General features: G+C 63.6%; 19 protein-coding genes. 12 read left to right on the plus strand and 7 right to left on the minus strand.

Annotated elements, in window-relative coordinates; all coding sequences use genetic code 11:
• Positions 1-39: 39 nt before the first annotated feature.
• Positions 40-330: a DUF768 domain-containing protein gene (locus NKG95_RS17540; RefSeq protein ID WP_023722345.1), complete on the plus strand. Its 291-nt coding sequence runs from the start codon at positions 40-42 to the stop codon at positions 328-330.
• Positions 331-371: 41 nt separating this feature from the next.
• Complete coding sequence (locus tag NKG95_RS17545) at positions 372-515, plus strand: glycine zipper domain-containing protein (protein ID WP_198023575.1); 144 nt, start codon at positions 372-374, stop codon at positions 513-515.
• Positions 516-587: 72 nt separating this feature from the next.
• On the opposite strand, the gene NKG95_RS17550 is transcribed toward NKG95_RS17545, so the two are convergent.
• Complete coding sequence (locus NKG95_RS17550) at positions 588-1,751, minus strand: M20 aminoacylase family protein (RefSeq protein WP_353041678.1); 1,164 nt, start codon at positions 1,749-1,751, stop codon at positions 588-590.
• Positions 1,752-2,021: 270 nt separating this feature from the next.
• On the opposite strand from NKG95_RS17550, the gene NKG95_RS17555 reads away from it, so the two are divergent.
• Both NKG95_RS17555 and NKG95_RS17560 read left to right on the plus strand, forming a co-directional pair.
• Positions 2,022-3,200, plus strand: coding sequence for a D-alanyl-D-alanine carboxypeptidase family protein (locus NKG95_RS17555; protein WP_353041780.1), 1,179 nt, complete (start codon positions 2,022-2,024; stop codon positions 3,198-3,200).
• Between the two features lie 4 nt (positions 3,201-3,204).
• The gene (locus NKG95_RS17560; protein ID WP_353041680.1) at positions 3,205-4,332 is read left to right on the plus strand and encodes a CobW family GTP-binding protein; all 1,128 of its coding nucleotides are present in this window, start codon (positions 3,205-3,207) and stop codon (positions 4,330-4,332) included.
• Between the two features lie 210 nt (positions 4,333-4,542).
• Here NKG95_RS17560 and NKG95_RS17565 read toward each other — a convergent pair whose 3' ends face one another.
• The 5 genes from NKG95_RS17565 to NKG95_RS17585 all read right to left on the minus strand — a co-directional run bounded on the left by NKG95_RS17565 (position 4,543) and on the right by NKG95_RS17585 (position 8,519).
• Entirely contained in the window at positions 4,543-4,830 is a 288-nt protein-coding gene (locus tag NKG95_RS17565; RefSeq protein ID WP_023721143.1) for a sulfurtransferase TusA family protein, read from the minus strand.
• A 5-nt stretch (positions 4,831-4,835) separates the two neighbouring features.
• Positions 4,836-6,161: a L,D-transpeptidase family protein gene (locus NKG95_RS17570; RefSeq protein WP_353041782.1), complete on the minus strand. Its 1,326-nt coding sequence runs from the start codon at positions 6,159-6,161 to the stop codon at positions 4,836-4,838.
• 244 nt (positions 6,162-6,405) lie between these two features.
• Complete coding sequence (locus NKG95_RS17575; RefSeq protein ID WP_023721141.1) at positions 6,406-7,356, minus strand: acetyl-CoA carboxylase carboxyltransferase subunit alpha; 951 nt, start codon at positions 7,354-7,356, stop codon at positions 6,406-6,408.
• A gap of 99 nt (positions 7,357-7,455) precedes the next feature.
• Entirely contained in the window at positions 7,456-8,373 is a 918-nt protein-coding gene (locus tag NKG95_RS17580) for a site-specific tyrosine recombinase XerD (RefSeq protein ID WP_352495633.1), read from the minus strand.
• On the minus strand, positions 8,370-8,519 hold the full coding sequence (locus NKG95_RS17585) for a hypothetical protein (RefSeq protein WP_023721139.1): 150 nt from the start codon (positions 8,517-8,519) through the stop codon (positions 8,370-8,372). The genes NKG95_RS17580 and NKG95_RS17585 overlap by 4 nt, the downstream gene beginning before the upstream one ends.
• A gap of 162 nt (positions 8,520-8,681) precedes the next feature.
• On the opposite strand from NKG95_RS17585, the gene NKG95_RS17590 reads away from it, so the two are divergent.
• The 6 genes from NKG95_RS17590 (at position 8,682) to NKG95_RS17615 (ending at position 12,929) form a co-directional block, all read left to right on the plus strand.
• Positions 8,682-9,284: a shikimate kinase gene (locus tag NKG95_RS17590; RefSeq protein ID WP_353041682.1), complete on the plus strand. Its 603-nt coding sequence runs from the start codon at positions 8,682-8,684 to the stop codon at positions 9,282-9,284.
• Complete coding sequence (gene aroB, locus NKG95_RS17595; protein WP_353041684.1) at positions 9,281-10,402, plus strand: 3-dehydroquinate synthase; 1,122 nt, start codon at positions 9,281-9,283, stop codon at positions 10,400-10,402. The genes NKG95_RS17590 and aroB overlap by 4 nt, the downstream gene beginning before the upstream one ends.
• On the plus strand, positions 10,399-11,295 hold the full coding sequence (locus NKG95_RS17600; protein WP_023721135.1) for an HlyC/CorC family transporter: 897 nt from the start codon (positions 10,399-10,401) through the stop codon (positions 11,293-11,295). Before aroB ends, NKG95_RS17600 begins: the two co-directional genes overlap by 4 nt.
• A gap of 40 nt (positions 11,296-11,335) precedes the next feature.
• Entirely contained in the window at positions 11,336-12,145 is an 810-nt protein-coding gene (locus NKG95_RS17605) for an alpha/beta hydrolase (RefSeq protein WP_352483488.1), read from the plus strand.
• 155 nt (positions 12,146-12,300) lie between these two features.
• A complete protein-coding gene (locus NKG95_RS17610) occupies positions 12,301-12,534 on the plus strand; it encodes a type II toxin-antitoxin system Phd/YefM family antitoxin (RefSeq protein WP_023721134.1) in 234 nt (77 codons plus the stop codon).
• A gap of 2 nt (positions 12,535-12,536) precedes the next feature.
• Entirely contained in the window at positions 12,537-12,929 is a 393-nt protein-coding gene (locus NKG95_RS17615; RefSeq protein WP_353041783.1) for a type II toxin-antitoxin system VapC family toxin, read from the plus strand.
• A 5-nt stretch (positions 12,930-12,934) separates the two neighbouring features.
• Here the strand turns inward: NKG95_RS17615 and NKG95_RS17620 are convergent, their stop codons facing one another.
• Positions 12,935-13,237, minus strand: coding sequence for a BolA family protein (locus NKG95_RS17620; protein WP_023721132.1), 303 nt, complete (start codon positions 13,235-13,237; stop codon positions 12,935-12,937).
• 133 nt (positions 13,238-13,370) lie between these two features.
• Here NKG95_RS17620 and NKG95_RS17625 point away from each other — a divergent pair, with 133 nt between their 5' ends.
• Both NKG95_RS17625 and cobS read left to right on the plus strand, forming a co-directional pair.
• A complete protein-coding gene (locus NKG95_RS17625; protein ID WP_036238769.1) occupies positions 13,371-14,000 on the plus strand; it encodes a J domain-containing protein in 630 nt (209 codons plus the stop codon).
• Between the two features lie 123 nt (positions 14,001-14,123).
• Positions 14,124-15,110: a cobaltochelatase subunit CobS gene (cobS, locus tag NKG95_RS17630; protein ID WP_023721131.1), complete on the plus strand. Its 987-nt coding sequence runs from the start codon at positions 14,124-14,126 to the stop codon at positions 15,108-15,110.
• The last annotated feature ends 5 nt before the right edge of the window (positions 15,111-15,115 follow it).

Consider the following 15,115-nt stretch of genomic DNA (forward strand, 5'->3'; position numbering starts at 1 on the left):
GGATGCCGGCGCGCTTTAGTGTCCCGAAGGAGACACCGCATGAGCGCCACAAAAGAGTTCTTTGAAACCTGGCTGCAGGAGAATGTCGGCAATCTGCCGGCCGAGAGCGAGGTGAGCGTCGCCGTCCTGGCGCAGCAATTCGAGCAGGATGCCGATGCTGCCGGCTACGGCCACGAGGTTCGCGAAGACGAGCTTGGCAACATCCAGGAGGCGATCGAGGCAGCCCTGAAGAAGGCAAGGACAGGCGAAGAGCCGCAGGCTGCCGACGACAATGAGCTGGCGCCGGTTATGGAGGCGCTGGAGGTCGAGGATCCGAAGAGCGGACCGTAGCGGTTGCGGCTCTTCCCTTCCACGCTACATGACCGGGCATAATGGATGCCAAACACCTCACACTCGGCGTCGTGATCGGCGTGGCCATCGGCGTCGTGTTGGACAACATTGTTGCGGGCATTGGTATAGGTATTGCTCTGGGCATTGCCTTCGGCCTTGCCCGGAAGTCGTCCGGCCGGAAGTGACCAGCAGAACATGTCCTGCCCGATTTTGCCGCCCAGAGGTGCGGCGGTCGCCGCACCGCCGATGCCGAACGGCTACGCCGCCAGCGCCGTCTCCGCCAGCTTCACCCAATAGCTCATGCCGTGCGGGATGACCTCGTCGTTGAAGTCGTAGGCCGGGTTGTGCAGGCCGGCGGTATCGCCATTGCCGATGAAGATGAAGGCGCCCGGCCGCGCTTCCAGCATGTAGGAGAAATCCTCGCCGCCCATCACCGGCTGGATGGCGCGGTGCACATGGCTGTCGCCGGCGACGTCGGCCGCGATGTCGCTGGCAAAGACCGTCTCTTCCGGATGGTTGAAGGTGACGGGGTAGTTGGCATTGTAATCAACCTCGATTGTCGCGCCGAAGGCAGCGCCCACGCCTTGGCAAAGCGCGCGGATGCGCTCTTCAGCCTTCTTGGCGACCTCCTTCTTCAGCGTGCGTACGGTGCCGGCGATCTCGGCGCTCTCGGGAATGATGTTATAGGCGTCGCCGGCATGGAATTTCGTCACCGAGACGACCACCGCCTCGACCGGATCGGTGCTGCGCGAGGCGATCGTCTGCAACGCGCCGACAAGCTGGCTGGTGATGACGATCGGATCGATGGTGCCGTGCGGCATCGCCGCGTGGCCGCCCCGGCCCTTGACGGTGATGGTGAACTCGGCGGTCGCCGCCATGATCGGGCCCGGCCTGATGGCGAACTGGCCGACCGGCAGGCCCGGCATGTTGTGCATGCCGAACACCTTGGAGATGCCGAAGCGCTCCATCATGCCGTCCTTGACCATCTCGTTGCCGCCGCCGCCGCCCTCTTCGGCCGGCTGGAAGATGACCGCGACGGAGCCGGCGAAATTGCGCGTTTCAGCGAGGTATTTGGCGGCACCCAACAGCATCGCGGTGTGGCCGTCATGGCCACAGGCGTGCATCTTGCCGGGGATGGTCGAGGCATAGGATTTGCCGGTGATCTCGTTGAGCGGCAGCGCGTCCATGTCGGCGCGCAGGCCGATGGTCGAGCCTTCGCCGTGGCGGCCGCGGATGATGCCGACGACGCCGGTCTTGCCCAAACCCGTCACGATGTCGTCGCAGCCGAAAGCCTTCAGCTTCTCGGTGACGAAGGCGGCGGTCTTGAAGACGTCGAAATTCAGCTCCGGCGTCTGGTGCAAATGGCGGCGCCAGCCGGCCACCTCGTCCTGCATTTCGGCGGCTCGGTTCAGGATCGGCATGATGGTTCCATTTCGCTGTTGGAGCAGGCGGCCTTGGCCTGCTGCTTTGCAATTGTGCCTGCTGCCTTGCAACCATGCACGCAGCTTTGCATTGTGCTGCTGCTTCCACATTGTGATCGGCAGCACTTTGCCATGTTGACGTCACATAGAGTAAATAGCACCGCGACTGTGGTCCGGGAACAGAGAGCCGGACCATTATCCTGGCGATCGTGTAACGAAATCTTACGGAGCCAGGGGCGACTGCGGCAAGAGGCTATTTCGGTTTTCATGATGCGCTACAGGCATTTCCTCAAACTGCTGGTGACGGGCGCGGTGGTGCTTGCGGCGCTGGCCGGGCCTGCCTTGGCCAATCCGACCATCCTGTTCGACCTGAACAGCGGCAAGATCCTGCAGCATCAGGAGGCGTTCAGGCGCTGGTACCCGGCGTCGCTGACCAAGCTGATGACCGCCTATGTGGCGTTTCGGGCGATTGCCGCGGGCGAGGTCCAGCTCGATTCGCCGATCAAGGTGACGAAACATTCGGCCGGCGAACCGCCGAGCAAGATGGGCTTCAAGCCGGGCTCGGTGATGCGGCTGGACAACGCGCTGAAGATGATGCTGGTCAAATCGGCCAACGATATCGCCATGGCGGTCGGCGAGAATATCGGCGGTTCGCAAGCGGCCTTCGCCGAACGCATGAACGCCGAGGCGCAGAGGCTCGGCATGAGCGGGTCGCACTTTGTCAATCCGAACGGGCTCTATTCGCCGGACCAGTATACGACAGCGCGCGATCTCGCCTTGCTGGTGATGGCGATCCGCAAGGAATTCCCGCAATATGCGCCGTGGTTCTCGATCGAGGGCCTCGCCGTCGGCAAGAAAGCGATCTCCAACTATAACCTCCTGATCGGCCGCTATCCGGGTGCCGACGGCATGAAAACGGGTTTCGTCTGCTCGTCCGGTTTCAATATGATCGGTTCGGCGACCCGCAACGGCCGCACTCTGGTCGCCGTGGTGCTCGGCGAGCAATCGGCCGTCACCCGCGCCGAGGCGGCGGCAAAACTGCTCGACCAGGGCTTTGCAACCCCGGCGCCGAGTTGGCTGACGGTCGCGGCGCTGCCTGCCTATGGCGACACCATGTCGGCCAACGACATGAACGACGAGATCTGCAAGAAGAAGCCGGTCGAGGAGCAGTCGGAAGCCGCACCCGCCGTCGGCGATAAGGGCAAGGACGTGCCGAAATCGCCCTATCAGGAAAAGCTCGACCATGTACCGACGCTGATCGCCGTCGGCCTCGGCGGCGCCACGGGGCCGAAGCCGAAGGCGATGCTCGACGCCTCCGGGCAGGAATATGCCGACGTGCCGCTGCCGACATGGCGGCCGGATCGGGTGCCGCCGGCCGGCGCCGAGCCGGCCGTGGCCGGGTCCACCACCGCCGCGCAGGTCCAACGGCCGGCCAAGGCGCTGAACTAGCCGTATGGCCGGCTTCCCGATCCCCGTTTCGGTGCTCACCGGCTTTCTCGGCGCAGGCAAGACGACGCTGCTCAACCGGCTGCTCCGGGATCCCGCGCTCGCCGACACCGCCGTCATCATCAACGAGTTCGGCGAGGTGGCGATCGACCATCTTCTGGTCGAGCAGGCGTCCGACGGCATCATCCAGCTTTCCGATGGCTGCCTCTGCTGCACGGTGCGCGGCGAGCTGGTCGACACGTTGGCCGACCTCGTCGACCGGCTGCAGACCGGCCGCATCGACCGGCTTGCCCGCGTTGTCGTCGAGACCACCGGGCTCGCCGATCCCGCCCCTGTGCTGCAGTCGATCATGGCGCACCCGGCCCTGGTCCAGGCCTTCCGGCTCGACGGCGTCATCACCCTGGTCGACGCCGTCAACGGCAATGCGACGCTCGATGCCCATGTCGAGGCGGTGAAGCAGGTGGCCGTCGCCGATCGCATCGTGCTCAGCAAGGCCGACCTGGTCACGGATGCAGGCGACGCGGACGCGTTGCGGGCGCGGCTCAGGCAGCTCAACCCGGGCGCCGTGGTGCTCGACGCGAGCCAGGCAAGCGCGGCGACCCTGTTCGACAGCGGCCTCTACAATCCGGCCACCAAATCCGTCGATGTGCAGCGTTGGCTCGGCGAAGAAGCCGGCCACGACCATGACCACAGCGGGCATGACCACAGCGGGCATGATCACGACGGGCATGACCATGCCGGCCATGATCACCATCACCACAGGCACGATTCCCGCGTGCGTTCGTATTCGCTGGTTCATGACGGGCCGGTGCCGTTTTCGGCAATCGAGATGTTCCTCGATCTGTTGCGCTCGGCGCATGGCGAGCGCCTGTTGCGGATGAAAGGCGTCATCGAGCTTGCAGAAGATCCGTCGCGGCCGCTGGTTATTCATGGCGTGCAGAAGATCCTGCATCCGCCGGTGCAACTGCCGGCCTGGCCGGACGGCCAGCGCGGCACCAGGCTGGTGCTGATCACGCTCGACATGCCCGAAGACTATGTCCGCCGGCTGTTCGCCGCCTTCACCAACCGGCCGTCGATCGACACGCCGGACCGCGCGGCACTGGAAAGCAACCCGCTGGCTATTGCCGGGCGGTAGAGGCTTTCATCAGTTTTAAGTCGAACGCCGCGCTGCCCCTCATCTGCCTGCCGGCATCTTCTCAAGAAGGACGCTCTCGTCGACGATTTCGCCAATCTCCAGCGCCGCAGAAAGAGCGCCAAAGTTGCGGCCAGCCCCTTCTCCCCGTCACTATACGGGGAGAAGATGCCGGCAGGCAGATGAGGGGCAGCGCACCGTCAGCAGAACGAGCTAAGTCCAGGCTCGGCCGCCGCCGCGCTCGACCAGGAAGCGGTGGCCGCCCGATATTGCCGCCGTTTCGATCAGCCGATGGCCGCTCTCGGCGCAGAAGGCGGGGATGTCGATGACGGCGAGGGGGTCGGTGGTTTCGAGCCAGAGGCGGCTACCCGGCTGCATTGCGGCCAAGCGCTTTTTGGCCTTGAGCGCGGGCAACGGGCAGTTCAGACCTTTGAGGTCGTAGACGGCGGCGGGGCTGGTTGAGGGCCTGTCTCCTTGGCCCCCATCTTCTTGTTCAAGCATGAAGCTCAGCCGCCAAACATGCCGAGCAGCTTTTTCTTCAACCTTGTCGCCGTGCTTTCGGCGTCCGCAGCCTGCGTTTCGACTGCCGGGGCGGCCTCCGATGGCGCTACAGTGGCGGTGGCGACAGGCATCTCGGCGGCGGTCTTGGCAGCTTCCTTTTCAGCCAGTGCCTGCGCCTTGGCCGCTTCCTTCTCGGCCAGCGCCTGCGCCTTGGCTGCCTCTTTGGCGGCCTTGGCCGCTTCAATGGCGGCTAGCCTTTGTTCCTCGGCCTTCTGCTTGGCGGCCTTTTCGGCGTCGAGTGCCGCCATCTTGCGGCCGGCCGGCGAATCGACGCGGCCCATGCGCGCCGTCTCGGTCAACGTGCCGTCTGGGTTGAGCGACGGCGGCTCGATCGGCACGCGTTCGCCGCGGGCACGCCGTTTCGACCAGTCGGAAACGATGCTGGCTTCCTTGATCCCGGCGATGGTCGGCTTGGGTGCCGGCACGCTGGCCTTGACGGCGCCGTTGAAGGCCGCCTCATAGGTGCTTTGATAGGCGTTGATGGCGCTCTTCAGTGAATCGGGCTGGGTGGTCGCAGGGCAAGCGCCGGTCGGATTAAAGGTCGAGCCGTCGGCCGCAACCTGGTTGAAGACGTAGCGCTTCTCGCAGACGTCGACTTTCGGCGGCACCTTGGTGACTTCGAAATTGTCGTAGCCGACCTTCAGCATCTTCCAGAATTCGTAGTTCGGGTCGTTGCGGTAGCGCGCCATGTTGGCTGCAGTCATGCGGAACGGAAAAGCCTGGATCTGGAACTCGGTCTGGCCGCCCTGGAAGGCGTCACGACCGAAAGCGTAGATCTGCTCGATCTGCGCGTCGGTCATCGAATAGCAGCCCGACGACGAGCAGGCGCCATGGACCATCAGGTTGGAACCAGTGCGGCCATTGGCGCGGTCATAGGCGTTCGGGTAGCCGATGTTGAAGGACAGGTGATAATTCGACCGCGGGTTCATCTGCGCCGGGCGGACCGTGTAAAAGCCTTCCGGCGCTTGGCGGTCGCCTTCGGTGAACTTCGGCCCGAGCTTGCCCGACCATTTGCAGATGTCGTAGCTGGCGACCAGGTCGTAGCGGCCGTTGGTCTTGGCCTTCCAGATTTCGAGCTTGCCTTCTTCCTTGAAGATGCGGGCCATCACCGAAGAGGTGCGGACCATGCCCTTGGCCCTCATCTCGGCCAGGATCTTGTCCGGCAGCGGCTTGTTGGCCTGCGGTGCAAAATCCTTCATCGAAGCATCATTGCAGCCGGCGACGCCGATCGCAGCGATCAGAACTCCGGTGCGGGCAAGCTTGGCAAACATGGATATGGCTATCGTCTTCATCTCTGCGCCGCGGATGCCGCGGCTGCTAAACTGACCACTGACGGACCTTAAGCCCGTTAACCTTGAAAATTCCTTACCGCAAGCGACCTTGCGCCAAGCAGCCCTCTTGCCCCAAACGAAATTGGCGCGTCCCCTACGGCAAGCTCACTGTGACGAACGCAGCGGCATTTTTGTGGCGAAATTGCTCCACGCCGTCACATTTCAGGCCGCGCACCTGCGTTGGCTACAGATTGCGGCCCATCGCCAGGTATTTCTCGCGGCGATGCTCGCGGAAGTCGGTGTTGGCGCCGGAAAATTCCTTCATCGTCCTGGCGATGAGGTCGCCGGTGGCGGCAATCACCGTTTCGGGGGCGCGATGGGCACCGCCGAGCGGTTCGGCGACGATGGCGTCGATGATCTTCAGCTCCAGCAGATCCTGCGCCGTGATCTTCATGTTGGTCGCAGCATCCCTGGACCGGGTGGTGTCGCGCCACAGGATCGAGGCGGCGCCCTCCGGCGAGATCACCGAATAGATGGCGTGTTCGAGCATGTAGACGCGGTTGGCGGTGGCGATCGCTATGGCGCCGCCGGAGCCGCCTTCGCCGATCACCACCGAGATCGACGGCACCTTCAGGCCAAGGCAGGCTGAGGTCGAGCGGGCGATGGCTTCCGCCTGGCCGCGCTCTTCGGCGTTGACGCCGGGATAGGCGCCGGCAGTGTCGACCAGCGTCAGCAGCGGGATTTGGAAGCGGTCGGCGAGTTCCATCAGCCGTACCGCCTTGCGGTAGCCCTCCGGCCGCACCGAGCCGAAATTATGCTTCAGCCGGCTTGCCGTGTCGGAACCTTTTTCCTGGCCGATGATCGCCACCGGCTCGCCACGGAAGCGGGCGAAGCCGCCGACGATCGCCTGGTCCTCGCCGAAATTGCGGTCGCCGGCGAGCGGCGTGAAATCGGTAAGCAGGCCCTTGATGTAGTCGATGCAATGCGGCCTGTCCGGATGGCGCGCCACCTGCACCTTCTGCCATGGCGTTAGCGCCTTATAGGCGTCGCGCAGCGCATCGCGTGAGCGCTTCTCGAGACGGGCGATCTCATCGCCGACGTCGACCGCCTCACCGTTCTCGGCAAGCTTCTTCAGCTCGAGGATCTTGCCTTCGAGATCCTGCACAGGCTTTTCGAAATCGAGGTAATTGTACATTCTTGGGCGAACCGGCAAGTCGGAAGGCAATGACTGACGCAAGCCCGAAAATGCAGGCTGGGCGCGGTGGAACGTCGTTCTCACATAGCGACATGACGCCTAGTCGGCAAGCGGATGATGATCGTTGACCAGACGCACCAGCCGCTCCTCCAGTACATGGGTGTAGATCTGCGTCGTTGAAATATCGGCATGGCCGAGCAGCTGCTGCACGGCCCTGAGATCGGCGCCGTTCTGCAGCAGATGGCTGGCGAAAGCATGGCGCAGCACATGCGGCGATATCTTCGCCGCGGCAATGCCGGCTCGCGCGGCAAGCCCTTTCAGCTCGCGGGCAAAGACCTGTCTCGAGAGATAGCCGTTTTCGGAGGCGGCCGGAAACAGGAACGGGCTGTCGGCAAGAGCCGGCACCGCCGCCCGTGCGGCAAGCCAGGTCCGCATCGCCGTGCGCGCCTTGGCCGACAGCGGCACCATGCGTTCCTTGTTGCCCTTGCCGCGCACCATGAAGAAGCGGTCGTCGCGCTGCGCCACCGTCACCGGCAGGCTGACCAACTCCGAAACCCGCAGGCCGGTGGCGTAGAGGACCTCGACCAGTGCGTGCAGGCGCAGCGCCGCCAGGCTGTCGTCGTCGTTGAGCGAGGGGTCGATCGCCTCCTGCGTGGCGCGGTCGAGCAGCCGGCCGGTATCGGCCTCGCTCATCGTCTTCGGCAGCGGCCGGCCTTTCTTCGGGCTGTCCAGCGTGCCGGTCGGATCGTCGCCGCGCAGGCCTTCGGCGTAGAGGAACTTGAAGAACTGACGGATTGCCGACAATTTGCGCGCCTGCGAGGTGGCGGCAAAGCCGCGCGCGGCGATGTCGTCGAGATAGGCACGGATGTCGGTGCTGGTGGCAGCGGCGAGCCCGCCGCCGATCCCGGCGGAAGCGTCCTCGAGGTCGCGGCGATAGGAGGAAAGCGTGTTTTCGGCAGCGCCGCGCTCGGCGCTCATCATCTCGAGAAAGGCTTCGATGCGGGCGGCGCTGTTCATTTTTTGGGATTGAGCTTTTCCGGAGGGATACGCACGCTCATTTCCGCCTTTCTCGGCTCGACGAACATGACCAGGGCGAACATCGCGCCGTAGACAATGCCGGCCAGAATCACGAGCGTCACGACAAAGCGAAACAGTGTCGGCATTAATTTTCGCCCGTCGTCTTGTTCTGCATTTCCAACCCTGTGCCCTTATGAGACGCCAATCCCACCAATTCAAGGGTGAAGCCGATAACAGGTCCCGGGCGCGCCGCGCTTGACGCAAACAGGCTTTTGATGTCGATACGCCGGCAAAGAGGCCCTAGAAACATGAACGCGTTACCAGCAAACCCTCCGGGCGAGAGCCATGCCGCGCTGCTCGGCCGGCTGGGCGACCGTTCCATCGTCTTTGTCGGGCTGATGGGCGCCGGCAAGACGGCGATCGGCCGCAAGGTGGCGGCGATGCTGGCGCTACCCTTTATCGACAGCGACCAGGAGATCGAAAGTGTTTCGCGCATGAGCGTCCCGGACCTGTTCGAGCGCTATGGCGAGGCGGAGTTCCGGGCACTGGAGCAGCGCGTCATCCTGCGCGTGCTGGAGCACGGGCCCCAGGTGCTGTCGACCGGCGGCGGCGCGTTCATGAATGCGCAGACGCGCGAGGCGATCGCCAGCCATGGCGTTTCGGTCTGGCTGAAGGCCGAGATCGACCTGTTGATGGAGCGCGTTTCCAAGAAGCAGAACCGGCCGCTGCTGAAAAGCGCCGATCCCCGGGTCGTGCTGGAACGGCTGATGGCGGAACGCTACCCGGTTTACGCTGCGGCCGATGTCATCGTGCCGACCCGCGACGACCGCAAGGAGATCATTGCCGCCGAAGTGGTGGACGCGCTGCGCGGCCATCTCGGCGTTGCCGACATCGACGAGGTGCGGTCGTGAGCGCTGATGCAACGGTCTCTGTCGAAGTCGGGCTTGGCGAGCGTACCTACGACATTTTGATCGGCCCCGGCCTGCTGTCACGCGCCGGCGCCGAAATTGCGCGCCGTCTGCCGGGCACAAGGGCGGCGGTCGTCACCGACGAAAACGTCGCTAGCGCGCATCTCGCAACGCTTGCGGCCGGCCTGGCAAGCGGTGGCATCCAACATGCAGTCATCACGCTGCCGCCCGGCGAAAAGACCAAGAGCTTTGCGCACCTGGAAGAGGTGGTCGACGGCGTGCTGGCCGCCAAGCTGGAGCGTGGCGATGTCGTCGTCGCGCTCGGCGGCGGCGTCATCGGCGACCTCGCCGGCTTTGCCGCCGGCATCGCGCGGCGCGGCATGAACTTCGTGCAAATCCCGACCTCGCTGCTGGCGCAGGTCGATTCCTCCGTCGGCGGCAAGACCGGCATCAACAGCAAGCGCGGCAAGAACCTGGTCGGGGTGTTTCACCAGCCGAGGCTGGTACTGGCCGACACCGAATTGCTCGACACGCTGCCGATCCGCGAGTTTCGCGCCGGCTATGCCGAACTGGCCAAATACGGGCTGATCGACCGGCCGGAGTTCTTCGCCTGGCTGGAGGAAAACTGGTCTCGCGTGTTTGCCGGCGGGCCGGAGCGGGCAAAAGCGATTGCCGAGGCCTGTCGCGCCAAGGCCGACGTCGTTGCACGCGACGAGTTCGAGACCGGCGACCGTGCGCTGCTCAATCTCGGGCACACCTTCGGTCACGCGCTCGAGGCGGCGACCGGCTATGACGGCACGCGGCTGGTGCATGGCGAGGGCGTTGCCATCGGCATGGCGCTGGCGCACCGTTTTTCTTCAAGGCTCAATTTGGCGAGCCCCGACGATGCGGCGCGCGTCGAGGCGCACCTTCGCGCCGTCGGCCTGCCGTGGCGCATGGCCGACATTCCAGGCGAATTGCCTGACGCCGAAAAGCTGTTCTCCTTCATCACCCAGGACAAAAAGGTGTCGCGCGGCGCGCTGACCTTCATCCTGACGCGCGGCATCGGCCAGGCCTTCATCGCCAGGGATGTGCCGGCCTCGGAAGTGCTGGCGTTCCTCGGGGAGAACCATCCGGGATGAGCCAGGCCGGCTGGATCGCGGCTGCCGCGCTTGCCGGCCTCGGCCTGCTGGGCTTCGTCTTGCGTCGGCACCTGTTCGCCGCCTTCGGCTACGAGCTGCAGCGTATCGAGCCGCAGCGCTCGACGCATGAGGAATTGCGTGGCGCCGTCGACGATTTCCGCCGCGACGGCCAGGTGGTGCGCGAGGATCGTGCCCGCATTGGCGGCCTGTTCGACCTTGAGGAGCTCGAAGTGTCGGACGTGATGGTCCACCGCACCAATATGCGCTCGGTCAACGCCGACGACCCGCCGGAGGCGGTGGTGCGCGAGATCCTGCAGAGCCCGCATACCCGCATGCCGCTGTGGAAGGGCTCGCTCGACAACATCGTCGGCGTGCTGCACGCGAAGGACCTGCTGCGCGCGCTGAACGAGGTCGGCAATGATTTCTCCAGGATCGACGTGATGAAGATCGCGTCGCGGCCGTGGTTCGTGCCCGACACCACGACGCTGCAGGAGCAGCTCAACGCCTTCCTGCGCCGCAAGGCGCATTTCGCCATCGTCGTCGACGAATATGGCGAGGTCGAGGGACTGGTGACGCTGGAGGACATCATCGAGGAGATCGTCGGCGAGATCGCCGACGAGCACGACATCGACATCCAGGGCGTCAAGCAGGAAGCCGACGGCTCCGTCGTCGTCGACGGCACGGTGTCGATCCGCGACCTCAACCGGGCGCTCGACTGGAACCTGCCGGACGAGGAAGCCACCACCATTGCCGGCCTTGTCATCCACGAGGCGCAGTCGATTCCGGACGAAAAGCAGGCCTTTACGTTTCACGGCAAGCGCTTCGTCGTCATGAAACGCGACAAGAATCGGATCGCGCGGCTGAGGATCAAGCCGGCGATGCTTGGCGAATGACAGTGCACGCCTTATGGCAGCCGTGGGCAGTCAGGAGTCTATGACAATCGATCGGCGAACCCTGCTTCTGGTGTCGATGGCGGCGCTGCTGCCGGGTCAGGCTGCAGCGGCATTGCAGCTGCGTCCGCCATCACCCGAAACCTTCGACTATGGGCCGGCCAAGCTCGACATTTATTCCCGCGATGGCGCAAGCGGCCTGCCGGTTGTCTTTTTCGTCCATGGCGGCGCCTGGCGGGTCGGCAACCGCAACAACGTCAACTCCAAGCCGCAATTCCTGCTCGACAATGGCTTCTGCTTCGTCTCGATCGACTACCGGATGCTGCCTGAAGCCGACGTCGCCACCCAGGCCGCCGATGTCGAACTGGCGTATCGCTACGTCCGCGCCAACATCGCCAGCCATGGCGGCGATCCGGACCGGATCGTCGCGATGGGCCATTCGGCCGGCTGCCATCTCGTCGCGCTGACCGGCCTGCGCGGCGGCCTGCCCGGCGTCGCGGCGCTGGTCCTCGACGATACCAGGGCCTACGATCTGGAGGCGTTGGCCAGGAGCGGCGGCATGGCAGGGGTCTATGCCCGCGCCTTTCCCGATCCGGCGCAGTGGCGGGCGCTGTCGCCGGTCACCTATGTCGACGGCCGCAAGCATCCGCCGACGTTCATCGCCTATTCGCGGGCGAAAACCCGCGCGGCGGACGCGCAGGCCTTTGCCGGGCGTCTGGGCGCCACCGGAACCAGGGTCACGCTGTTCGATGGCAGCGCCTATTCGCACATGTCGATTAATCGCGACTTCGGCACCGAAGGCGATGCGTTGACCGCCGCGGTGATGGCTTTCCTGAGGGCGAGCCTCGGCTGAGTTACCAGTTTGGATGGCGGCAGGCAGGTGAGCGGCGCGCAGACGCGGGAACGAGGGCCGGCTAAAGCCGAAGCGATTTCTGTGACCATGGTCATTGACCGTGGTCACATCTGACCCTATATAGTGAACGGCAATTTTGTTCATTGAGGTGGCGCATGACCGCGCAGGTGTCGAAATCGAAGTTCAAGGCAAAGGCTCTCGAGTATTTTCGTCAGGTTGAAACGACTGGCGAGCCAATCATTGTGACCGATCACGGCCAGCCCACATTAGAGATACGACGCTATGAATCGGTTGCGCGCGACCCTTTGGAGGTGCTGCGTGGGTCTGTCCTGCGTTACGACCGCCCGACGGATCCGGTGGCCGAAGATGATTGGGAAGCCAGCAATTGATCGTGTTGGACACGCATGTTCTCGTCCGCTGGGTCGGCGGTGAGACCGATCTGCTTTCAGAACCAGCACTTCGCGCAATCGAGCGGGAGAGGTTAGGCGGCGAGATTTTGATCTCCTCGATATCAGCATGGGAAATCGCCACGCTGGTTTCCAGGGGGCGTCTCCTGCTATCGATGGATGTGGGTGAATGGCTGGCGACGGTCAGCAAGCTTGAAAAATTGAGCTTCATTTCCGTCGACAATGAGATCGCCGTGACTAGTACCGAACTTCCGGGAGAGTTTCACAAGGATCCGGCTGATCGGATCATTGTTGCGACCAGTCGAAAATTTGCGGCACCTTTGGTGACCGCGGATCACAAGCTGCGAGACTATCGATATGTAAAGACAATCTGGTAGGGCAACTACCAGCGGGTCTTTTCGCCGGGCGCCGCCGGCTCGATCGCCAGGGCATGGACGCCGGATTTCAATTCCTCGGCCAGCAATGCGTTGACGGCGCGGTGGCGTTCGACGCGGCTCATGCCGGCAAAGGCGGGCGCGACGATGCGGACGCGGAAATGCGTCTCGCCGGTGCCGTCGAAGGTGGCGTGATGGCCGGAATCCAGATGATGATGGCCGGCATGGAGATGGCTTTCGTTGATGACGGCCAGCCGTTCCGGCGAAAACGCCTTTTTCAGCTTGTCTTCCATCGTTGCCTGTATGGACATCGCCGCTTCCCTTCACCACATCTATGTCATCGCACAAAATTCGCCGTTCGCCGGTTTTATGCCGCGATTCAGCGGTTAGGGCGATCATCGCGAAAATGTCAATTCTTGTTTCGCATCAGCGAACAGCCCATAAATGGGTGAGATGAAGCCGTACCCAAAATATTTCGAAAAGATTCGCATCCGCCCGGAGAAGGACGCGGAGCTGAAGTCGCGCTCGCCGATCTGCCAGTGGGATGGCTGCAAGGAGGCCGGCACCCACCGCGCCCCGGTCGGACGCATGAAGGAAGGCGAGTACTTCCAGTTCTGCTTCGATCATGTGCGCGAGTACAATAAGGGCTTCAATTATTTCTCGGGCGTTCCCGACACCGAGATTGCCCGCTTCCAGAAGGAGGCTATGACCGGCCACCGGCCGACCTGGAAAATGGGCGTCAACGGTGCTTCGACACGCTCCTCGCCCGACTTCGCCCAGGCGCGCTCCGGTCGCGCCGGCTACTACAACCGCATGCGCGATCCGTTCGATCTGTTCAAAGGCCCGAAGGACCCGCGCGAAGCACGCGAGCGCAAGGCCAAGCCGCTTGAGGCCAAGGCACTGGAAACGCTTGGCCTTGATACAAAGGCGACTGGCAAGGATATCAAGGCGCGCTATAAGGAACTTGTGAAACGCCACCATCCGGATGCGAATGGCGGCGACAGAGGTTCGGAAGACCGGTTCCGCGATGTGCTCCAGGCCTATCGCGTGCTCAAGCAGGCAGGTTTGTGCTGAGCGACCTTACGGTTCGTGTCGCTTTCCAACTTTCATAAGGTTGGAAAAGGCTCTAAGACCGCCCCCGAACAAAATCGATTGCCAGCGAAACGCGGCGTTTCGCTTGTGGAGACGTTGATAGAGATGAACAAGGTCGATCGCGACATCGCCAACCTGCCCGACACCACGGTGTCGGTGAAGGAGACATTCGGCTTCGACTCCAAGATGGTGGTGCCGGCCTATTCGGTGACGAGCGAGCATGTGCCCGACATCGACCCGGACTATCTGTTCGACAAGAACACGACCATGGCGATCCTCGCCGGCTTTGCCTACAACCGCCGGGTCATGGTGTCGGGCTATCACGGCACCGGCAAATCGACGCATATCGAGCAGGTCGCCGCCCGCCTCAACTGGCCCTGCGTGCGCGTTAATCTCGACAGCCATGTCAGCCGTATCGACCTCGTCGGCAAGGACGCCATCGTCGTCAAGGACGGGCTGCAGATCACCGAATTCCGCGACGGCATCCTGCCCTGGGCCTATCAGCACAATGTTGCGCTGTGCTTCGACGAATACGATGCCGGGCGTCCGGACGTGATGTTCGTCATCCAGCGCGTGCTGGAATCGTCGGGCCGGCTGACGCTGCTCGACCAGAGCCGGGTCATCCGCCCGCATCCGGCCTTCCGGCTGTTTTCGACCGCCAACACGGTTGGGCTGGGCGACACCACCGGACTCTATCACGGCACCCAGCAGATCAACCAGGCGCAGATGGACCGCTGGTCGATCGTCACCACGCTGAACTATTTGCCGCACGACAATGAGGTGAACATCGTGCTGGCCAAGGCCAAGCACTATCGCGACGGCAAGGGCAAGGAGATCGTCAACAAGATGGTGCGCGTCGCCGACATGACGCGCTCGGCCTTCATCAACGGCGATTTGTCGACGGTGATGAGCCCGCGCACGGTCATCACCTGGGCCGAGAATGCCGAGATCTTCGGCAATATCGGCATGGCGTTCCGGCTGACCTTCCTCAACAAATGCGACGAGCTGGAACGCTCGCTGGTCGCCGAGTTCTACCAGCGCGCCTTCGGCGAAGATCTGCCGGAATCGGCTGCCAATGTGGTGCTGGGCTAAGCAGA

Source organism: Mesorhizobium sp. M1423, from assembly GCF_040317575.1.
In the GTDB taxonomy this organism is placed as follows: domain Bacteria; phylum Pseudomonadota; class Alphaproteobacteria; order Rhizobiales; family Rhizobiaceae; genus Mesorhizobium.